The 22585-nt window shown below is 38.4% G+C and carries 17 protein-coding genes and 1 pseudogene; 11 read left to right on the forward strand and 7 right to left on the reverse strand.

Going from position 1 to position 22585, the window contains the following annotated elements; genetic code table 11:
• Positions 1 to 771: 771 nt before the first annotated feature.
• A complete protein-coding gene (locus AACW45_RS34525; RefSeq protein WP_190637554.1) occupies positions 772 to 912 on the reverse strand; it encodes a hypothetical protein in 141 nt (46 codons plus the stop codon).
• Between the two features lie 349 nt (positions 913 to 1261).
• Between AACW45_RS34525 and AACW45_RS34530 the strand changes: the two genes are divergently transcribed.
• The 5 genes from AACW45_RS34530 (at position 1262) to AACW45_RS34550 (ending at position 4881) form a co-directional block, all read left to right on the forward strand.
• Positions 1262 to 2347 (forward strand): aliphatic sulfonate ABC transporter substrate-binding protein, encoded by a 1086-nt coding sequence (locus AACW45_RS34530; RefSeq protein WP_313933820.1) that lies wholly within the window; start codon positions 1262 to 1264, stop codon positions 2345 to 2347.
• A gap of 130 nt (positions 2348 to 2477) precedes the next feature.
• Positions 2478 to 3131, forward strand: coding sequence for a cysteine dioxygenase family protein (locus AACW45_RS34535; protein WP_190637556.1), 654 nt, complete (start codon positions 2478 to 2480; stop codon positions 3129 to 3131).
• 17 nt (positions 3132 to 3148) lie between these two features.
• On the forward strand, positions 3149 to 3910 hold the full coding sequence (locus AACW45_RS34540; RefSeq protein WP_190637558.1) for a class II aldolase/adducin family protein: 762 nt from the start codon (positions 3149 to 3151) through the stop codon (positions 3908 to 3910).
• Positions 3911 to 4271: 361 nt separating this feature from the next.
• On the forward strand, positions 4272 to 4484 hold the full coding sequence (locus tag AACW45_RS34545; protein WP_190637560.1) for a hypothetical protein: 213 nt from the start codon (positions 4272 to 4274) through the stop codon (positions 4482 to 4484).
• A 223-nt stretch (positions 4485 to 4707) separates the two neighbouring features.
• A complete protein-coding gene (locus tag AACW45_RS34550) occupies positions 4708 to 4881 on the forward strand; it encodes a hypothetical protein (protein ID WP_190637562.1) in 174 nt (57 codons plus the stop codon).
• 297 nt (positions 4882 to 5178) lie between these two features.
• On the opposite strand, the pseudogene AACW45_RS34555 reads toward AACW45_RS34550, so the two are convergent.
• The 6 genes and pseudogenes from AACW45_RS34555 to AACW45_RS34580 form a co-directional block, all read right to left on the reverse strand.
• Positions 5179 to 5322: pseudogene (locus AACW45_RS34555) on the reverse strand (iron chelate uptake ABC transporter family permease subunit); the annotation flags it as partial.
• Positions 5323 to 5536: 214 nt separating this feature from the next.
• The gene (locus AACW45_RS34560) at positions 5537 to 6520 is read right to left on the reverse strand and encodes an iron-siderophore ABC transporter substrate-binding protein (protein ID WP_190637564.1); all 984 of its coding nucleotides are present in this window, start codon (positions 6518 to 6520) and stop codon (positions 5537 to 5539) included.
• Positions 6521 to 6721: 201 nt separating this feature from the next.
• The gene (locus AACW45_RS34565; RefSeq protein WP_242045818.1) at positions 6722 to 9271 is read right to left on the reverse strand and encodes a TonB-dependent siderophore receptor; all 2550 of its coding nucleotides are present in this window, start codon (positions 9269 to 9271) and stop codon (positions 6722 to 6724) included.
• Between the two features lie 182 nt (positions 9272 to 9453).
• Positions 9454 to 10440 carry a helix-turn-helix transcriptional regulator gene (locus AACW45_RS34570; protein WP_190637566.1) on the reverse strand — a complete coding sequence of 329 codons (987 nt, stop codon included), beginning with the start codon at positions 10438 to 10440 and terminating at the stop codon, positions 9454 to 9456.
• Between the two features lie 130 nt (positions 10441 to 10570).
• A complete protein-coding gene (locus AACW45_RS34575) occupies positions 10571 to 12430 on the reverse strand; it encodes an ATP-binding cassette domain-containing protein (protein WP_373462109.1) in 1860 nt (619 codons plus the stop codon).
• A gap of 48 nt (positions 12431 to 12478) precedes the next feature.
• Positions 12479 to 14239: an ABC transporter ATP-binding protein gene (locus tag AACW45_RS34580; protein ID WP_190637567.1), complete on the reverse strand. Its 1761-nt coding sequence runs from the start codon at positions 14237 to 14239 to the stop codon at positions 12479 to 12481.
• Positions 14240 to 14545: 306 nt separating this feature from the next.
• Here AACW45_RS34580 and AACW45_RS34585 point away from each other — a divergent pair, with 306 nt between their 5' ends.
• From AACW45_RS34585 to AACW45_RS34610, 6 genes are all read left to right on the forward strand, one after another.
• The gene (locus AACW45_RS34585) at positions 14546 to 15589 is read left to right on the forward strand and encodes a helix-turn-helix transcriptional regulator (RefSeq protein ID WP_190637569.1); all 1044 of its coding nucleotides are present in this window, start codon (positions 14546 to 14548) and stop codon (positions 15587 to 15589) included.
• 302 nt (positions 15590 to 15891) lie between these two features.
• Positions 15892 to 18447 (forward strand): TonB-dependent siderophore receptor, encoded by a 2556-nt coding sequence (locus tag AACW45_RS34590; RefSeq protein WP_190637571.1) that lies wholly within the window; start codon positions 15892 to 15894, stop codon positions 18445 to 18447.
• Between the two features lie 125 nt (positions 18448 to 18572).
• Entirely contained in the window at positions 18573 to 19514 is a 942-nt protein-coding gene (locus AACW45_RS34595) for an iron-siderophore ABC transporter substrate-binding protein (RefSeq protein ID WP_339385115.1), read from the forward strand.
• Positions 19515 to 19581: 67 nt separating this feature from the next.
• Entirely contained in the window at positions 19582 to 20595 is a 1014-nt protein-coding gene (locus tag AACW45_RS34600) for an iron-siderophore ABC transporter substrate-binding protein (RefSeq protein ID WP_190637575.1), read from the forward strand.
• A 2-nt stretch (positions 20596 to 20597) separates the two neighbouring features.
• Positions 20598 to 20990, forward strand: coding sequence for a DUF1636 family protein (locus AACW45_RS34605; RefSeq protein WP_190637577.1), 393 nt, complete (start codon positions 20598 to 20600; stop codon positions 20988 to 20990).
• A 575-nt stretch (positions 20991 to 21565) separates the two neighbouring features.
• Positions 21566 to 22585, forward strand: coding sequence for a chlorophyll a/b binding light-harvesting protein (locus AACW45_RS34610; RefSeq protein WP_199331298.1), 1020 nt, complete (start codon positions 21566 to 21568; stop codon positions 22583 to 22585).

Here is a 22585-nt window from a genome sequence, read left to right on the forward strand (position 1 = left end):
GTCTTCTTCAGTAGTTAGTATTATTCTTAACGCGCTAGGCATCATTTATCACTTAATTTCCGACTCTATCTATCTTACGTTTTTTTTGGTTGACCTACTTAATAGTTGAAAAACTGAGAGGCGATAGCTCAAGATTGAGTCTGATGTAACTTAGACAAGCTTTGACTTTTTGTATTGCAGAGTAAATTTGAGAAAATGCGCGTTTTCTCAAATTTGATGATTGGGAGAATTATTAATTGATAACAACTCAGGTATAGGTATAACCAGAGATATCAGCCGTTTCTATCTCCATTTATCGATATGACTGCACAATGCAATTAAGTACAGAAGACTACAAAATGGTAGGGAATTCAATCATTAGTTAGTTGGGTTTCATTTCGTTCTAGCCAACGTCAAATCTCAATATTTCAGACCCCCATTTAAGGTGATGCGTACTGAGTATTAACCTGGGATCGATTGGGATACCTAATCTTGAGATATTGACTGGTAAAAACATTATTTACATCTGCCTTTTACCAGTCAAAATTTTCCTATCTGAACGATGGTGTGAGAGGAAAGTTTATGTTTTTTCTCTCGTCATCTTAAAAGAGTATAAAATTTTTCGTTCAAGCACATTGAAGCAGGAATCAAAAAACAATAGATATTTAAAAAACTACATATTTTTTTAATATTTGTAAAATATACTTATTTCGCTAACCCTGATTCTGCAAAAAAGGTAGGAGAAATACAGGTAAAATTTGTGCGCCAATATATATTGATTCACCAGCAACGCTAGTTTGATTCACCTGCTAACCATAATACTGCATACCCAGGCAATACCAACTCACAAAAACCTTTATTGAAAGCGGCGGGAAACTCTATCCCCTTTTGGGTGCGTAGGGTAAGCGCCCCGCCGCTTGGGGCATTGGGCATTGGGCATTGGGCATTGGTTATGTTCTTTCCCATGCGCCATGCCCGATTCCCCATGCCCAAAAACTCCATCCCCGTTCGGACTTCGGCGTGAGCGCTCAGTCGAACGCTGATGCTCACGGCAGAAGCCTTGTGGGTGGAGTTTTTCATATATTAAGATTTCTGCTCGTGGCAATGCCTGAAATCAAAAAAATCTGGGCTTGAGCTTATATAGTCAAGCAAAAAGATGGTATGCTTAATTTTAATCTCCGATATATATATCGGATTTAAGTAGATTAATGGTTTCGCCTCTCAAATTAAACAAATACATCTGCTGCTTCAACTCTCAACAATTGAGATGAAGGAATAAATTGTGGTGAATTATTTACAAGAGCATTACTTTCGCTATAAACAAGCGTATTCTAACCGGAGTTTTTTACTTGCTGTTGCATATTTGAGTTTGATGGTTACTGGTTGCAGTCAAAAAACGGCTGTGAATCCCCCGGCTAACTCCAATTCTGCCTCACAGGTTGTGAGTAACAATCAAAATTCCGAAAAAAATTCCGAAAAAAATAATGTAGTTCGCTTGGGATACCAAAAAGGCGGGATTATTCCTATTTCGCGTCAGCGCGGCGACCTAGAAAAGCAGCTAACAGCGCAAAATATTAAAGTTGAATGGACTGGCCCTTTTGACCGATGTGCTACGCTGCTAGCAGCTCTTAATGGTAATCGTGCAGACATTGGTGGTTGCGGTGATATTCCTACTATCTCAGGAATTGCTTCTGGACAACCGCTCTGTATTGGTTCTGTACAGCGTCCTAAACCAGATTCCTTGGGTAGTGCTATCTTAGTGCGCGGCGATTCTGCTATCCGTAAACCTGCTGATTTAATTGGTAAAAAAGTAGCAGTTAACCAAGGGGGTGCAGGTGAATACCTGTTATTAAAGGTTTTAGAAAAAGAAAATATCCCCAAAGATAAAGTCCAGCGAGTTTATCTATCGCCAAATGATGCTGCACCAGCGCTATACCAAGGTTCAGTTGATGGTTGGGCTGTTTGGGAACCTTATATTTCCATTGCTGAATTAGAACATAAAGCGCGGCGAATCACGACTACACATCCTGCACCTACCTACGGCATTATGGTTGTGCGCGGTGATGCGGCGAAGGATAATCCTGTAGCAATTAAATCTGCACTGACAGCTTTGAGCCAAGATGGTGAATGGCTGAATCAGAATACCGACGCAGCCGCAGATTTTATGGTGAAGGAACTGAAAGTTTCAGAAGCTGTAGCCAAGCAAGCTACTAAGAATCGTGGCCCTGAGTCTTACGTTTTTCCTGATGCTGATGATGTCGCCAAGCTTCAGAAAACAGCTGATTGGTTATTAGAGCAAAAAATTCTGCCTAAACGAGTAGATATTGCCGCTTCAGTATGTCCTTTGGGAACTACGGCGACGAGGTAGGGAATGGGAGGAGGACAAGGGGGACAAGGAGGACAAGGGAGATGAGGAAGCAAAGGACAAATGACCAATGACAAATGACAAAAATGCGTAAGTCTGAATCCCAACAGTTAAATCTCAAATCTGGAATGTTATGACTCATACAACTATTCTCGAATCCTTAGAAACAGACGAATGGTTTATTGATAGTCCTGACTTACGTGAGTTTGTGGCGATCGCAAAACAAATTCTCTCACACACAGCAGGCGATCGCCAAGCAACTCTCAATACCCTAGAACCCCATTTTGCAACACTTCTAAAAAAACAAGATTGGTTACCAGAACAATTCGCCCAACCTAATCACCATAGCGGTTTAGGCGGTGGTATTGGACAATGGTTGCTATATCGTTCTCAGGATCGTTCGCTGACTATCTTTAGTTTAGTAATTCCGCCTAATTCGATTACACCTGTTCACGATCATTTATCCTGGGGACTAGTGGGTTTGTATAAAGGCAGACAAGAAGAAACTGTTTACCGTCGCCTAGATAAGGGTGATGTTGAAGGACGGGCGCAGTTACAAAACCTTGGTACTTATAAAGTAAAAAGTGGTGATATTTACCGTCTGTTACCACCAGATGGAGATATTCATTCAGTCAAAGCGACAACAGTATTTACCCCGTCTATCTCAATTCATGTGATGGGAAATGATACTGGTAACATTTTGCGACATCACTATCACCCAGAAGCAGAAAGCGTTAAGTCTTTTCGTTCTGGATATTCCAATGCACCTTACAAAGAAAATTTATAACCTATCAGGGTAAAACTATGCCGAGATTTGATAGACCCCAACCACCAGTTTTTGCAAAAGTTGAAGATGAACGCCTCTACCGCAAACAACGCCTAGCGGCTGCATTTCGCTTATTTGGTCGTTTTGGTTTCAGTGAAGGAATCGCAGGTCATATTACCGCCCGTGACCCAGAATTTACTGATCATTTTTGGGTAAATCCCCTGGGAACTTACTTCGGCCATATCCGTGTTTCTGACTTAATTTTGGTTGATAGAGAAGGCGAAGTAGTTAAAGGAGATGCGGCTGTTAATCGCGCCGCCTTTGCTATTCATTCTCAAGTACATGAAGCCCGACCTGATGTCATTGCAGCCGCACACGCCCATTCTCTATATGGGAAATCTTGGTCAAGTTTAGGTCGTTTACTTGATCCTTTAACTCAAGATGCTTGTGCTTTTTATCAAGACCACACTATTTTTGATGATTATAAAGGTGTAGTTCTTGATACTTCAGAAGGTAAAAGAATTGCCGAAGCATTAGGCGAGAAAAAAGCTGTCATTCTTCGCAATCACGGCTTTTTGACAGTAGGAAGAACAGTAGATGAAGCTGCTTGGTGGTATATCACATTTGAGCGCTCGGCTCAAGCACAACTTTTAGCTGAAGCAGCAGGTAAACCAATTTCTATTGACCATGAAATTGCTACTTTAACCCATAGCCAAGTTGGAACTCATGCAGGTGGCTGGTTTAGTTTCCAACCACTTTATGACAGAATTGTCCGCGAAGAACCGGATTTATTGGAGTAATGGGCATTGGGCATTGGGCATTGGGCATTGGGCATTGGGCATTGGGCATTGGAAATTTATCTCCCTTCCTTTATTCCAATGCTTAGGTGCAGCCCATTGTTAACGGCTGTAGATTTTCTCTGCTGCTTGTAAAAAAATTACAAAAATGCCGGAAATTTCATCTCTAACAGTGATGTAAAACTTATGCAACTACGAGCAATTTTGATGAAAGCATTGTTAACAAAGATGCCCAGGCAGAATGAGAGCGATCGCAAAAATTACTATCTGTGTATCAAGAGGCGAGAGCATCTCAGCAAAAAGTTGCTGATACATTGACATAAACATCTGCAATCATAACTTATTCATAACCAAGGTAAACATAATGTTTAATGGTATAGAAAATGAATTATCAAATGGTGAACCTTGGTCATTTGGGCAATATTCCCAGTTACCACCCGATATTCAGTTATTAGTAGAACAAGAACATATACAGCGAGATATTTGGGAATTACCTGACCCACAATCTAAATGCCATAGAATAAGTAAACTACAATTTAAAAAACGTTTTTCAGCCTTGAAACTACGTCTATTTTGAAAGCTTTATTTAGTAATCATAAATTTTGGTAGACTGCTATAGCTACTTTTTGGGTGGTATTCAACTGAGTTAATAGCAAACAATGTTGGGCTTTGTATCAATATTCCCAAATTAATCACACTAGATGTCACATTATTGAAGCGACCTCTTAAGCAATTTAATTAGATGGGATGGTTGCGATCGCTGACGATTATAGCCCTCCTTCAACCTACCCCTAGCCGGAATGGTTGTTGAAACCCTGCCGCCTAGAAACCTTGCAAATAAAGCTTTCCAGGTACAAATTTGGCTAGGATTGTCGAGGATAGGCGATCGCAAATTCATGTTGACTCACCTTTACGCAGTAGTTCTGCCTGCTACTGCACTGTCAGCATTGCCTGCTGAACCGTATTTTGACTAAACGGCAGAGGTTAGCTATGTGCCCAGGCGATGGTAACGTTGCGGCGAACTGTATCTACAAGGTCATGAGTGATCGCTATTTGAAAACCGGGTTGCAAAGTGCCTAGACGCGAAGCGGCTTGTCGAAGATATCGCTTACTCCCACTAATTGCGCTAATGCTGATAATGATGGTGGATGTTCATTTGGGCGGTTAAAGGCTAGGGGAGAGATTTTTATGTATGGAAGCACAACAGGGATTGCGATCGCGAACGTTAACGAATCAAAATCAGTGTACCAGTTAAAATCAAGATTGAAAAATGCGATCGCAGATAAACCCACGCCCATTAAAATAAACAACACTGGCGAACTTCCATTGTTCCAAGCCAAGGAGTAAATTAAACCAGCCATTAATAAAGCACCTGCAAAGGCGGACAAAGGCAAAGTATAAGCAGGTGCTGATGGTAGTGGGTTCCCCCAGAATAACAAGTGGCATCATGGGAAAGACAGATTTTCATGTGATGATTTAGCAAAATACTTAGTGAAAGCAGATTGAAATACAACAGTTTTGATTTGCATGCAGCTCAAATTTGCAGGTTTTAAACCATCAGGCAAGTTTTGTGATTGTAATGATCTGCGATCGCGGCACGATACAGCAATTTGAAATAACTAATTCTGCTTATGTTGCCTTTAATAAATACTTAAATAAATCATCAACTATAGCATTAGCAGAGAGAATACTCCCAAAAATCCAGTAACTAGAATCCACACTATAAACTTGCTGCTTCTGCACTACATTTAAGGTTTGCCAAAGACGAGTATTTTGATATTTTTGGAATAAATCTCTAGCACCAGGATCTACAGCTACAAATAAAACATCAGCATCGAGTAAGTCTATCCGTTCTAAATTCAAAATTATTAAAGTATCATCGGGAGTTTTAATTAACTGCCGTTGAGCCTCTGGCATCGAAATACCGACTTCTTGTAAAATACTGCCAGGAAATGAAAACTGAGAACGAAACTCAGGCAGTTGGACTTGTCCATGAAAACGGCTAATAGACACCTCTAGTTTATTAATTTGCTGATTGAGTACAGTTCGTAATTGTGTTAATCGTTGTTTGTAATCAGCAAGTAATTTTTCAGCCTGTTCTCGCTTACCTAATACTTCACCAATCTGCCGCCAAGATTCTTGCCATTTAGCATGAACATATTTAAATTGAACTGTAGGAGCTATTCGGGAAAATAATTCATAGTTAGTTGAGTTAATACCGTATAAGCTAATAATTACATCGGGATGTAAATTTAAAATTGTTTCTAAATTAAACTGATGCTCTTTGCCTATATAAGTTATACCAGCCATTTTCTCCTTCAGAAAACTAGATTTACTAGCTACATAAGCAGTATCAGGCGCACCTACAGGTTTAAATCCTAATGCTATTACAGCTTCTAATGCCACTTGATCTGTCACTAAAATGCGCTGCGGATTTAGAGGTATACAACTTTCTCCTAATTCATGCTTAATTAATCTACATTGAGATTTTAACGATGTTGTATCTGGTAAATTATTTACCTTACTATATAAATTGCTATGGCAAGCAATAGTGATAAAACAAGAAATAATTATTAATAAATAAATTTTAATGTAATAAAAAACTTTTTTCATGTTATGAAAAATTGCAACATGATTGATAATTTTTGCTAATTAATAATAACTGAAAAGTTGGCGATCGCATAAATTTACCTTCATAGCATTTCACCAAAATCATAATGCAAATAGATTATTGCTAGGGTTTAGCACTGCTAAACCCTTACCATCTATTTATATCATTATTGAATTGAAATTGTATCAAGCACCATAGCCATATTAAAATTCAAAAGAAACAGTTCCTAAAACAGTAAAAGGTGCCGCAGGAACAATGAAAAAGCCTTGAGACTCATAGTATTTTGTATCAAGAAGATTTTTAAAATTGAGAGCAGCGCGCCAATTATCCCGCTTATAAAAAATACTAGCATCTGTTCTGACATAAGAAGGAATCTTGAGATTATTTGGTAAACTCGCCTCTCTTTCACCAACGTAAACAAGACCAAGACCTAATCCTAAACCTTGCAAATTGCCTTGTTGCAGTTCATAGGTAGTCCATAAACTCGCACTATTATAAGGTACGCCTGTTAATCTATTATTCAGTAAGCCGGCATCATTATCTTCGCTGATATAAGCATCAGTGTAAGCGTATGTGCCAATAATTTTCCAGCCAGGAAGAATCTCCCCAACAATATCTAACTCTACACCTCGGCTTTTTTGCTCCCCTGTTTGAATTTGGAAGTCTTCATCTTCTGGGTCTGTTGTTAAGACATTTTTCTTAGTAATGTCGAAATAAGCTAAAGTTGCTGATAAACGCTTGTCAAATAATTCCTGCTTAATTCCTACTTCAAATTGTGCTGCTGTTTCTGGTTTAAATGGTTGATTATTGCGAGTTGTGCCAAATATTTGTGGGTTAAAAGAATTTGTCCAACTAGCATAAATTGAGGTGGAATCAGTAGGTTGATAAACTATCCCTAATCTTGGCGAAAATTCTGAATCTGAATTTTCATTCAAAGTTGTGTTGGTTTGGACATCTCGATAAAAGGAATCAACCCAGTCAAAACGACCACCTGCCAATAATTTAATCTGGGGTGTAAGTTCAATTAAATTTTGAAAATATAACGCAACATTATCTGCACCATATTCACTATTGTCTCTGCTGAGATTTAATGGTGCTGCTGCGCCATAAACAGGGTCAAAAATATCTAAATCTGCAATGTTACCACTTAAGAAATTGTAACTGTATTTGTAACGAGATAGTTCCAATCCTACAAGAATATTATGGCGAATCGAACCAGTGTTAAATTTGCCGCTAATTTCATTCTGAAATGACAGATTATTCTGCTCTTCATCAACATTGCGATATCTGCGCGCTACAGTTCGTCCATCATCTCGGATAAATCTGGGTTGCGCTCCTCTTGTGTTACCGCTAACGTTAATAACATTGAAAGCTTGGCGGAATTTCCAATTATTGTTATTACCAAATTCACTTTCTAGCAAATAAGTAAAATTATTAGATGTTGCTTCCCCTCTATTCAGGTTAGGTTCGCCTAAAAAACGACTGATAGGTAAATCAAAAACTACTTGATTATCAGAAGGAAATCCCCTCTCAAAAGTGTAGTCATACTTTTGGTATTCATAACCAAAGGTGAGATTTGTCCTTTCTCCAGCTTTTACAGTAATTATTGGCGCAATAAAAGTGCTTTCATTTTCTACAAAATCACGAAAACTTTTCGCATTTTCGTAAGCAGCATTAATCCGATAAAGTGCTGCGCGATTTTCTAACAGTGGCCCAGAAAAATCAATTGATGTGCGATAAAAGTCATTATTACCAATAGTGCCATTAATTTGATAGAAGGGGTCGGCTAGTGGCTTTTTAGTAATTGTATTAACTACACCACCCGGACTGGTAGCACTACCATAAAGAACAGATGCAGGGCCTTTGAGAAATTCTACACGCTCAATATTAGCGACATCACGGGGACTAAAAAAGCCAAAATCTCTAAACCCATCACGCAGACTCTCAAATTCTGTAGCAAAACCGCGAATGAAATAACCTTGAGATGCTAATCCACCATAGGTTTCTTGAGGACGTACACCACTGACGTTATCTGATAGTTCGTTTAGTCTGATGACTTGTCTATCTTGAATGACTTCTTTGGGTATTACCTGCACCGACGCTGGGACATCTCGCAATGGTACATCCAATTTTGTACCTGTTGATGCTTCTGGAACTCGATAGCCATCTTGTTGACCTGTGACTACTAATTCAATAGGTGTATCAGTTCCGGCCGTTGGTTGTGCTGTAGGAGTCTCTGTTGTCGGCTTATCTGCTGGCGGCTTTTGTGGTGTTTCTGGCTGAGATGCGGCAGAAGATACGGGTGTTACGCTGAAGATTAAACCAGCATCACTATCAAATAGTTCATAAGTTGGTATTCCCCCATCTCCGGTGACGGTAATTCTGATAGTATTACTGTCTTGGTTGACAACTATAACTTCAGCAATCCCTGTAAAAGGTTTTTCTTGGCGAAATGTGTTTCCAGAAGGCAAACTTAATTGAGCATTAGTAATATCAGCAATTAAGCTATTCCCCGCACTAGTATTTGCTACTTGTAATTTTTCGCCTTGCTTGGTTTCTAAAATTACTTCTATACCTTTATCTGTGGTCTCAATCCGCACTCCATTAATCGCAATTGGAGACTGAGGTGTAGATGCTTGAGATATTAATTTTTGAGGATTGCTAGAGGTAATACTGTTCCCCCAAGCTGGTTGTACAGCAATTACTACTCCTATTAACCATAAACCCATCAATAATTGTGGCTGTCTCCTCATAATCTCCTCACGTAGATTAACCTCGATAGAATGTCCGAGGGTATAATGATGCTTAACTAGGAATCTTTTTCAAGAAGCTTAATCTACAATGAAGGTGATTTTGAAGACCTGATTGAACCGAAGACGGATTTTTTTGAACCAAAGACGGATTTTTACTGAAACTAACAGGTAATAGCTGCATTTCAGGCTCTTAGTAACAAATCATAGGATTTAGGGTTAGTGCCGAATTGCTTACGGAAAGCTGTAGCAAAATGACTTTGATTGGTATAGCCAACAGCACGCGCTACTTCTTTGACATTCATTTGGCCTTCTAAAAGTAGTTGGCGTGCTTTTTCCATGCGTTGTTGGTGTAAGTAACTGAATGCAGTTGTACCAAAGACTTGGCGAAAGCCTAGCTTAAGTTTATAGTCGTTTAATCCTACTTGTCTAGCTAGTTCTATTAAAGAAGGAGGATTATCTAGGTTTTGAGCTAAAATTTCTTTGGCATAATGGATTCTATCAATATCATCTCTTTTTAAAGCCGTGGTTTTTGGAGAAATATTTTCTCCGGCGGCTAATTGTTCCAGTTTCAAGGCAATTATTTCTAAACATTTACTTTCTAAATAAATTTTTTTGGTTAAGCCTGTAAAGGGGCAATTGATAATTTGTTCTAGGGCAACTCGCATTTCTGGAGTGGTATGATCTATTTGAAAATATGACTCTTTTTCATGTTCAAGGAGCTTTTTAATAATTTTCGGCGATAGGGGATTTAAGCCACCTATAATGAAACTATGGAGTAATTCAGGGGATTCGGGATGGATATCTACTTTTAAAAGTCGCTGCGATCGCAAAATTTCTGATTCTTTATTTTGGTGAAAATCTCCACTTTGAAATAAATTATTTCCACCATGAATATTATTCCAAGATCCTAAAAGATGAAACCCAAATTCTAATCCACCAGTAAAACTATCTGAAGAGTTTTTTTCTATAATTAAATCATGATGAAATTCCGCATCAATAATTAATAAACTAATGTCCCGCAGTTCAATCCAACGTTCATATCCACTACCAAATTCTTGAGGACAGGTATTAATAATATCAGATGGGTCTGATGGATCTGCTTGCCTAGTGTTTTGATTATGTTCTCGCCAAAAGCCTTGGTAATCTGCCAGTGAAATTATATTCGCCATGCGCTACCTACAAAACACTTAATCTCAATTAATTGAGAAGACTATAGACAAACTTTCTCAAATATCTCTTGAATAGAGTGTATCAGAACGTAAAAATGTTGTCTACCGATAGAGGGCACGCTACCTGTCTTTAAAAAATCCAATCAGCTTGCTCATCTGCTAAAATATCGTCAAATTTGCCTTGCGCTATCACTTTACCTGCTTTCATCACAATAATCTGGTCAGCGCGTCGTAAAACAGAACGGCGATGAGATACGACAAGACAAGTTGGTATCCAAGGATTTTCTCCTTGTTCAGTTGTATTAGCAAATATCCGCGACCATAATGTCAATTCTGTTTCCACATCTAACGCGCTAGAAAGGTCATCAAATACTAACAATTCTGGCTGACGGACAAACATCCGCGCTGCTGCTACCCGTTGCATTTGTCCACCAGAAAGGCGTACTCCTTTTGTTCCGACTAAAGTTTCGAGTTTCTCATTCATGGCTGCTAAGTCTTGCTCAAATACAGCCATTTTTAATGCTGTTTGAATATCAGCATCATCTTTAGATAATCCCAACAAGATATTTTCCCGTAGGGAATAACTGAAAAGTTGGGGAATTTGGGGAGTATATGCACTGCGAGGGGGTACGAAAAAATTAGCAGGGTCTACAACTAGATGATTATTCCAATAAATTTCTCCTGCTTGTTTGGGTAATAATCCTAATAATACTCTGAGCAATGTAGTTTTTCCTGCGCCGATGCGTCCAGTAATGACAGTCAAACTACCGCGTTGTATTTGTAAGTTAATATCTACAATTCCTTGATGAGTACCAGGATAAATATAAGTTAAGTTTGATAGGTTTAATGATTGTAAATAATGACTTGCATTTTCTATAGATTGTTCTAATTGAGGTAAGTTTTTTCTACTTTTACCCAATTCTGGTAAATAAAGTTGATTTGGAGCTACCAAAGTCTCTGCTGATGCACCAGAAATTAAATCAGCCATACGTTCAAAAGCAACTTCTGTTTGCTTATACAATGCCATAAAGCCACCTACAGAGGCAAAAAAACCTGTGACAAAGGATAGGTTATAAACAAATAAAGCAAAGTCACCTACTGTTAATTGATTATCGCCGTTTTGCATCAAAAAAGAAGCCATCACTAAAATCAAACCTGTGCCAAAATTCACCATGTTTTGAAATAGTGAATTGAGAATGGCTTTTAGTAGACTGTCTTTAACCATACTCTCGCGCCGCTTGTCATTTAAAGTGCGAAAATAAGTGAGGACATCTTGTTCTGCACCAGCAACTTTAATCGCTTGTACAGAACTAAATATTTCTCCTAAAATTCCGGTGACTTGTTGAGTGGCTTGACGGCTAGATTGGCGATATTTTTTAATACGTATTTCTGCTTTTTGGATAATTACTATCATTCCGACTAAGGGAAGGAAAACAAATACTGTCATGGGTACATTGACACTTAATAAAATTGCTAAAGAAAGAACAGCAAATAGTCCTTCGCCAAAGATTTCTGATACCCATGCCACATTATCTTCAATGTGTTCTGCATCATCTCGAAAGTAGCTGATTACTTCACCTTGGGATACAGCATTTTCAATATCATCCTGAGTCACCTTAATTTGAGCATGAGGATTATTTAAGAGACGTTCTAATAAATTTCTTCTCAGTAATGACCTCATGGTGAAACGATGCTGAGTTTTGGTGATGCGTCCTATAAATATCACCAAAATATGCCCTAAATTTAAAGCAATAAAACCTGCAATAAATGCCCAAGGTGATAAACCAAATTGAGCTTTACCTGTGAGACTATTAAAAAATTCGCGGATAATTAATCCAGGTAGGGCAGGTAAGCCCATAATAAAAATCCAGAAGCAAGTATCAATTAAGTAGAGTTTTGGTTTATAGCAAATTAGTTGCCATAATAATTGCCAACCAGCAAGTTTTTTTGTTGATGAAATCATAATATTGGGAAATGGGGCATAGGGCATAGGGCATGGGGCAAAGGTAAAATATGATTTGGAATTATTTCTAGTTCCCTAAACTAATAAATCTGTTAAACCTGCTTGTAATAATTGAGCAAAACGTGAGTGGGAATTTTTGGCTAATGCTTCGCGTTCACCGTATTCACTGACTTTACCTTTGTCTAAAATTAAGATTTGATTAGCTCTTTCTACAGTGGATAAACGATGGGCAATAATAATGGCGGTGCGTCCCATCAATAATTTATCTATAGCTTTTTCAATGAGTCTTTCTGTCATTGGGTCAAGACGTGAAGAGGCTTCATCGAGAATTACTAAGCCGGGGTTTTTGAGAAATACACGGGTAAAGGCTAATAGCTGCGCTTGTCCGGCTGACAAACCGCTACTATCTGGGCCTAAGTTGGTTTCTAAGCCGTGGGGTAAAGAGTGTAACCATTCTGACAAGCCCAACATTTCTATTGTTTCATAGATGCGATCGCTAGTAATGTCATGGTTGAAAAAAGTCAGGTTATTGCGAACTGTGGTTTGAAAAAGTTGCACATCTTGAGTCACTAATCCCACTTTCCCCGGTAATTCTTGGAGTGGGGTTTGGTCGATAGGTACACCCCCCAACCGAATTGAACCCAATTGTGGGTCATACAATCTCAAAAGTAATCGCGCTAAAGTAGACTTACCGCTTCCTGTACGTCCCAATAACCCCAAAACCTGACCCGCAGGTAAATTAAAAGATACATCTTGCAATACTAAATCTTCAGTATCATTTCCCCGGTCATTGTAACCAAAAGAGACATTCTCAACAGCTACAGAAAGCGCACCTGGAGGAATTAATTTTTCACCACCTGTATATAATTGAGATTGAACTTGCAACAAGTCTGTAATGCGGTAAATACTCGCATCTGCTTGCTGGAGGTCTTCAAATTGGTTGCGAATCTGTTCAATCGGTTCGCTGAGAATATTGGTGTAGTAATAAAGTAGGTAAACTGTACCGATGGTAATTGTCTGTTGACTCCACAGGTAAGCACCAACGATGAGAGCAATTACACTACCTAAAGTAAATATACCGTTGGTTGTTACCCAAAGAATTGTATCTGCAAAGCGGGCTTTATGAAAGATGGGTAGCCAGTTGCGAATAATTGTATAGAAGCGGTGCATGACATAGTTTTTTGCACCATTAGCGCGGATGTCTTCCATCCCTGTTAGCTGTTCACCTAAGAAGCCAAAAAACTCAGCACTGAATTGGCGATAACCTCCCCAATGGAAAACTGAGATGGTACGCAATTTAATCAGAGTAGATAAGGCGATGAGAGCAAACAATAAAATAGCTACACCGGCTCGCCAATCTTCTATAAACAGCACTACTATTACACCCAATACCATGAGCAAATTACCCAAGATGTGAATAGTAAATTTCGAGAAAAATTCAGATAAATTCTGCACATCGCCGTCTATGCGTTCCACTAATTCGCCTGGTGTACGGTATTTATGGAAGGATAAATCTAGTGTCAAACAATGCTCTACTAAATCTGCACGTAAGGCGTTAGTAGCTGTCCAAGCGACGTTTTCACCGTAGAAGGTTGCGGTAATTGTCATGAGTTGGGTAATTAAGGCGACAGCAATAAATAAAAAAGCTGCTAGGAATAATTTTTGGCGATCGCCTCCAGCTACAGCTGTGTCAATGAAATAGCGTAAAATCTGGGGATTGAGGATTTGTAAGCCGATGCTGAAAAGAAGTGCGATCGCAAACTTAACTACTCTACCCTTTTGCGGCTTGAGGTAGTCTACAAGTAAGTTCCAGTATTGTTGTAGTCCGATTTTCATAAGCACTCTTGTGAAAGCTGATGTCAGAATCAGTAAGCTGGCTAAAGCAAATATTTTTCAGCTAGCGATCGCATTTTACGTTCGATTGTGTCTGTTGATTCCATTCTTCTATGACCTTGGGTATTAATTGAGAAAAATATGCAAGAATTTGTATTGTAAACAACAAACCAAAATTATCAAAACAGTCTATTCTAGTTAAATTAGTAGAAATAAATCTCAATAAGCTGTTATTTGCTGTCTTTAATCGCAAACGATGCTCACACTGACTTTGGATTAAAAACTCATTCAGACATATTGCTAATAGTTATGACAATCACCATTTCACAACAAGCATTTTGGGATTTATTTGTAAGTACACCAGAACCAGAAATCAACGCGAATATACTTAAATCTCATATCAGTAAATGCTGGAGTATATTTGACAGTATTTATCAATTTCCTCAAGAATTAGGTATAGGATTATGGGGAGAAATAGAACTTAGAGATGGTTTATATTTATCAATTTGTGAACAACAATTACATAACGATTTAATTATTAAACTTCCGGAACGACAACATCCTTTAGAATACAGCTTTTATCTGACACCAAGCCAGCAAAAACATCATGTTTCTCTGGATAGCGGGCAAAATTTCTTATGGGGTAGTGGGTTAGCACCAAAAGAAAGATTTCAAGCTTTTAAATCTGAAAAACTCATTGATATTAATGTTCACATGGAACCAGAGATATTTTGCTTGTTCATGGGAAAAGAAAACCATCAAATTCCACCAGAATTAACTCATTTAGTCAGAAAACCTCACCAGCAATATTATTCTTTTTCCGGTAAAAATACACCAGCAATGGAAGTAGCTTTACAGCAAATTTTAAACTGTCCCTATCAGGGAATGATGAAACGGATGTACTTAGAAAGTAAAGTTTTAGAATTAATGGTATTACTGGTTGAAGAAGATTTGGCTGCACATCAAGGTAAAAGCGATACTTTTGCTCTCAAACCTGATGATGTAGAACGAATTCATTATGCCAAAGAAATTTTACTACATCATTTAGATAATCCTCCTTCTTTAATGGAATTATCCCGGCAAGTCGGCTTGAATGACTGTACTCTCAAACGTGGGTTTCGGTTGATATTTGGGACGACAGTATTCGGCTATTTACATCATCATAGATTAGAACAGGCACGAAAATTATTAATCGCCGGAGAAACAAATATTTCTCTAGCTGCTCGTAGCGTTGGTTTTACTAGCCGCAGCTACTTCGCTACCGCCTTTAGAAAAAAATTTGGCATAAATCCCAAAGAATTTTTGCTGGCTAATTCTAGAGCGTCCATGAAAATTAATGAACTGATAGGGTAAGGAGAAAATAATCAAAATTTTGATTTTGAATTTCAAAAATTGATTAAAAAATCTTCCAATACAAAATTAATAATAACCCGATCCCATAACTAAAACAGAAAAAAATTCCGTTGAGCGTTCAAAAAATTCCGTCTAGCGTTCACAGCGATCGCCCACAACCAAGGACTTTCCTGTAAGCTTCTTGATATAAATTACTAATTAGTAATTTCAAGGCTATGGGGTATTGGGTAGTTACTAGTTTCTAGTTTCTCATCCCTATTTCCCTTTATCCCCAGTTCCTTATTTGTGTGGTGAGTAGAGTGATGTCAAATCAATTGCAAAAACTAGCTTGGATGACAGGATTGAGTTTGGTATTGGTTAACCTCCCTGCGTTAGCGGAAAATCAGCAAAAACCAATATCGAAAATTTCTCAATTAAGCGATCTAGAAAAACCTGCAACGACTATTGAACAATGGCTGGCGCAATCTCTGGTTCAGATAACAGGTGTCAAATCACAAGCCACCGCAAAAGGGATAGAGGTAATTTTAGAAACCAATCAATCAGATCAACTGCAACTCACAAATAAGAGTGAGGGAAACAGCTATATTGTTGATATTCCCAATGCTCAGTTACGTCTACCTAGTGGTGAGACATTCCGCCAAGAAAAACCCCTTGCGGGAATCACTGAAATTACAGTTAGCAATTTAGACGCAAGCACAATTCGCATCACGGTCACTGGAGAAACAGCCGCGCCACAAGTTGAGTTATTTGATGGTGATGAAGGTTTGGTTTTTGGAATTGTATCAACTGCAACTACTTCTCAAACACCACCAACCCCATCGCCAGCAGAACAACCATCAACAGAAAATCAAGATCCAATTGAATTAGTGGTGACAGGTGAACAAGGTGGTTATCGTGCAGAACAAGCCTCAAGTGCAACGAAAATAGATACACCTATTCGCGATATTCCCCAATCAATTCAAGTCATACCTCGCGAAGTCCTCAAAGACCAAGGTACTATTCGCGTTCAAGATGCACTGCGCAATGTGAGTGGTTCTACTAGCGCCGGTTACTACCAAGGTTTTAGTGAATATCTTTCTTTACGCGGTTTTGCTGCAAATATATTTCGGGATGGACTTCGTTCTTATCAGGATTATGGCGGTTTGATTGAAACAGCTGATGTTGAACGTATCGAAGTTCTTAAAGGCCCTGCATCAGTCTTGTTTGGAGATGCACCTCCTGGTGGTTTAGTGAATTTAGTAACAAAACAACCTCTAACTCAACCTTTTTATTCTTTTGAGGGAACTGTTGGTAGTTTTAGTACTTATCGAGGTGCAATCGATTTATCGGGGCCTTTAGGTAATAATGAAAACATCTTTTATCGGTTCAATACTTTTTATGAAAATGCTGGCAGTTTTCGTGATTTTGTCAATTCCGAGCGTTTATTTTTCGCGCCTAAATTAAAGTTTGCCCTTGGTGCTAATACTAATTTAACTGTAGATGGTTCTTGGCTGGAAGAAAAACGCACAGCAGATGATGGGACTGTAGCCATAGGCGATCGCCCCGCAAATTTACCCAGGGAGCGTTTCTTAGGTGAACCGTTCCAAAATGTAGAAATAAATGTTACTAATTTTAGTTATTTACTTGACCATAAATTTAGCGAACAATGGTCAATTAGAAATGCTTTTCGCGCTCAATTCGTCAATTTAGCACGTTACTATCCTTTACGGGATTCTCTGGATGAGGAAACCGGAGAATTAAGTAGATTAAGTTATTATTCTGAGCGTCGAGATAATGCTTATTCAATTCAAACAGATGTGGTAGGAAAATTTTCTACAGGTTCGATTAAACATCAAATTGTGTTAGGTTTTGACTATACCAAAAATACTGAAAACGGACTCTTTGGAGACTTTGAACCTTACCCATCTATTAATATATTTAATCCAGTATACGCGCGTTTAGAGTATCCAAAGGAAGGAATATTAAATTTCTTCCGCGATGATACTCTCGATAAATATGGGTTTTATATCCAAGACCAAATTGAAATTACGCCCCAAATTAAATTACTTGCAGGAGGTCGATTTGATATTTTTGAGCAAACTCGCAGTACACGCAATTTAGGTGAAGAGAAGCAAGAATTTACCCAGTCTGATAGTAATTTTAGTCCTCGCTTAGGAATAGTTTATCAACCGTCTGAAAATCTCTCGCTTTACGCATCCTATGCAACCTCTTTTGAACCTAGTTTTGGTACAAGTCGTAATGGTAACGATCAACCATTTAAACCAGAAACTGGTAGACAATTTGAGGTGGGTGTCAAAGCAGATATTACCCCCAAGTTGAGTGCAACTTTAGCATTGTATGACCTCCGCAAGCAAAATGTTACTGTTGACGATCCCAATTCATCCGACCCCAACGACCAAATTCAAACAGGGGAACAGACAAGTAGAGGTATTGAATTTGATATTGCTGGGGAAATTACCCCTGGTTGGAAAGTGATTGCATCTTATGCTTACATTGATGCATTTGTGAGCAAAGATACTACTGGTTTAGAAGGTCGCCGGCGCGATAATATTCCAGAACACGCGGCTAGTTTGTGGACAACCTATGAACTTCAAAGAGGAAATTTGCAAGGATTGGGATTTGGATTAGGATTATTTTTTGTAGGCGATCGCTTCGGAGATTTAGACAACAGTTATGTTCTTCCTAGTTATATTCGTACCGATGCATCTGTATTTTACAAACGGAATAACTGGAGAGCTGCTTTAAATATCCGTAACCTCTTTGACAATACATATTTTACTGGTTCTGAAGGTGGTCGTTTAGGTGTCTATTACGGTGAACCTTTAACATTAATTGGTTCATTTGCCATCGAATTTTAACAAAAATTAAGTGTGAATTATGAGGTTACCCTAATCGAAAATCAATCAATTTTGTTTGATGTTTAACTTAGGTGGAAAGAGGAGAAAGTATTGCGGTGTATCGTTACCTTAAATCATTTTTGCTAGTGATTTTTACTATTGCTTTGCTTATAGCTTGCCATAGTCAGATTGCATCAAATGCAATTTTTGGTAACAGTACATTATCTATATCTCCTCTACCTGTAGCCACAAAAGTCGTCAAACATGCTTTGGGAGAAACTAGAATTCCTGTCAAGCCACAGCGTATCATTGTGTTAAATGATATTGCTCTTTTAGACCCTGTATTGTCTTTGGGTGTCAAACCAATTGGGACAGTCAGTTATTTCCCACAGTACGACTTTTTATTTCGTGGTGTAACTAATGAGGAAGCATCTGGTATTGAGATAATTGGTAATGGAAATCAGCCTAATTTAGAAAAAGTTCTCAAACTCAAACCCGATTTAATTTTGATGCGTGAATATCAGAAAAGTTTGTATCCACAATTATCTGCGATCGCACCTACGGTTATGGTAGACTTGCCAGGTCTAAAATACTCTTTTAAAGAAAATATCCGCTTTATTGCTCAAGTGCTAAATGAGAGTGAAAAAGCGGAACAAGTCATTGCTCAATATTATAAACGAATTAAAAAGTTGCAAAATTTAATTGGTGAACGCCTAAAAAAGATAGAAGTATCAGTAATTTATATTTTTGGAGATAATCTGATATCTACATATTCAAATAATGAAACCTATAATCAAGTTTTTCAAGATATTGGTATACGACTAATACCTATCCTAGCAAATCAAAAACAAGAAACTGTAGTATCAAGCATTGAGGTATTAAATAAGTATGATGCTGATGTTTTATTTGTGATGAATGATACTCAAAAACTGACACAAGCTTTTTTGCAAAATCCTCTTTTAACTCAACTCAAAGCAGCGCAAAAAAATCAGATATATGAAGTCCAAGTAAATAGATGGTGGACATATGGCTTTTTTGGAATCAATAAGCTACTTGATGATTTATTTCAATATCTGGTTCAGCCATAGTTTTGATAAAACCCCAATATTAATTGGTACATTTGTGGTTTAAGTTTGACAAAATCATGTGTGGCGTATGAAAGGTTATATCAAACTCAAAAGCTTTACTCGTTGGTTGCGCTTGGGGATGACAATATTTTGTACTCTACTGCTTGCTATAGCTTGTCATCATGATGATTCTGTACCGATGAGCGATCGCACTCCAAACCCAGCTTGTCGTCATGTCGAACACGCTGCGGGAATCACCTGCGTTCCAGAAAATTTCCAACGCCTTGTGACTTTGGATGAAACTGCATTTGAAAATGCGATCGCTCTAGGTATTAAACCTATAGGTAGCGTTATTTCCGATTCTTCATCATACTTGCACAATGAGTTAGTCGGAGTCAAAAATATTGGTAAAAATGGAGAACCGAATATAGAAAGTATTCTCGCACTCCAACCAGATTTGATTTTGGGTTCTGAATATGCAAAAAATATTTATGATTTAACTTCCAAAATTGCACCAACAGTTTTATTAAAATTTGGACACAGTGGGCAATGGAAAGAGGTGTTTAACAACGTGAGTGTGGTGTTAAATAGGCAAGAAATCGGTCAGCAAGTAATGGCAAAATATGCCCAGCGCCTAGATAAATTTAAGCAGCAAATAGGCAAGAATTTAGCAAATATCAAAGTTTCCGTGGTGCGAGTTTATCCCAATAATATTAACCTTTATCTCCGTGAATCTTTTTGCGGCACTATCTTGCAGGATGCCGGATTATCTCGTCCTGAATCACAACAATTCACCGCGTTAGAAGCAGAAAAATTATTTAATAATTCAATTCAAATGTCTATTGGCTATGAATTAATTGAAAAAGCTGATGGTGATGTAATATTTATCTGGACTGCGGAAAATACTAGTCAAGGAAATCAAACAGCACATAAGAATTTAGAACAACTGAAATCAAGCTTGATATGGCAAAATTTAAAAGCTGTGCAAGAGGATAAAGTTTATTTAGTTCCAGACTACTGGATTGGCAACGGAATTTTAGCTGCTAATGCGGTTATCGATGATTTATTTAAATATATTAATTCCTATTTATACATTCGCTAATTATGAATCTTCATACATTATTTGTTTGTAAATCGTGCAGTGCTGTTCTCGATCACGAAGAAGCAGACGATCGCGCTGAAGGAAATCAACTATTCCTGAAGTTGCTGGAAGCGCAAAAAAATAATTCCACTTACAGCACTCTCAATATTCAGCCTGTGGGGTGCTTGTGGAGTTGTGTTGAAAAACGCTCTTGTGTAGCGAGCTTTGTTTGTCGGCAAAAATATACATACCATTTTGTCGATCTGACAGAGGACAGTACAACTGATTTGTTGCAATTCAGCTTGCTTTATCAACAAAGTGAAGATGGATATGTATTACCCGCTAAAATACCGGGGAAATTGCGATCGCACTTGTTAGCACGCATCCTTCCTACACCTGAGTCCATCCCAACCTAGCATTTGTCAGTATTTGATGGTTGCATTGTTATACCAATTCACGAAATTACTTATACAAATCACTTCCTCTGCCCCTCTGCTTCCTCTGCCCCTCTGCTTGCCTATGTGTATCATTTTTAAAGTGAAGCGGTATTACATCTAGGGAGAGCGATCGCACCCTCCTAAAATCTGCATAATTTTTAACCCATAGAATAATTACTAAAAAATACTCTCAATTATTAAAGCATAACTCCTGCCAAAGCGTCGATATATTCCTGTGTTCTCAAATAAGGCAAGCAAGCTATAATGAAGGTTAACTGCAATATATCCCAGTTATCAGGATAATTTGCCTAATTACCTGCGTAAGATATAAGTTTTTGCTTTTATTTACCTTGATTTATCATTCTGTTTTAGTCTAAATGCGTTATCCTGCCTAGCTTACAGTGAATTTGAGAAAAATTTTTCTAGATTTACTGACAAGAAATCTCAATTAATCTGATAAGATAAGCTCGGAGCTTATTGAATATATATCTCAATAAGTATTTTCACACCACAACCATTTCAAATCATTCTGAGGCAATGACACGATGACGAGCATGGCTGTGCAAACTCCAGACACAATCCCTTGGTGGTCAGGAAACGCTCGGTTAACTAATCTTTCAGGGCGATTGTTAGGCGCTCATGTGGCTCATGCAGGCTTAATTGTACTGTGGGCAGGTGCAACAACTTTGTTTGAACTCGCCAGGTTTCAAGCTTCTCAACCAATGTACGAGCAAGGCTTAATCCTTCTACCCCACTTAGCAACCTTGGGTTGGGGAGTAGGTAGCGGCGGTCAAATTGTTGATACTCATCCTTACTTTGTAATTGGAGTATTACACCTAATTAGCTCTGCTTTCCTCGGTTTGGGCGGAATTTTTCATGCACTCCGCGGCCCCGCCATTCTCGAAGAGAGATATTCCTTTTTTGGCTACAGTTGGCAAGATGCCAATAAAATGACTACAATCCTGGGGATTCACTTAATTTTATTAGGTCTAGGAGCAGGCTTACTTGTTGCCAAAGCCGTCTTTTTTGGTGGTTTATACGACTCCAATTTAGGAGCAGTGCGAGTTATTTCTCATCCTACGTGGAACTTCTTCACAATATTTAGCTACCTAGTTGGTGGTCATAAATATTGGCTTGCGGGAGTCAACAACCTAGAAGACTTGGTTGGCGGTCATATTTGGGTAAGTATTCTCTGCGTTGCTGGGGGTATCTGGCACATTACCACCGAACCTTCAGATTTTGTTAAAGGCCTCTTTGTCTGGTCAGGAGAAGCATATCTTGCTTACAGCTTAGGTGCATTAAGCTTAATGAGTTTGATAGCGGCTTATTTTGTCTCCATCAACACCCTAGCTTATCCTGTAGAATTTTTTGGGACAGCATTGAGTATTGAATGCGATCGCTTCCCCTACTTCCAAAGTGCAGATTTACTATCCTCTCGCGTTTGGTTAGCAAATGCTCACTTTTGGCTGGGCTTTTTCTTCCTCCAAGGACATCTTTGGCACGCCCTCCGCGCTGCGGGTTTTAATTTCCGCACTGGTAAAGTTGAGCAATCCACTCGTGGAGAAGTAATTTAA

This window comes from Calothrix sp. FACHB-168 (assembly GCF_963889195.1).
Classification (GTDB): domain Bacteria; phylum Cyanobacteriota; class Cyanobacteriia; order Cyanobacteriales; family Nostocaceae; genus Aulosira; species Aulosira anomala_A.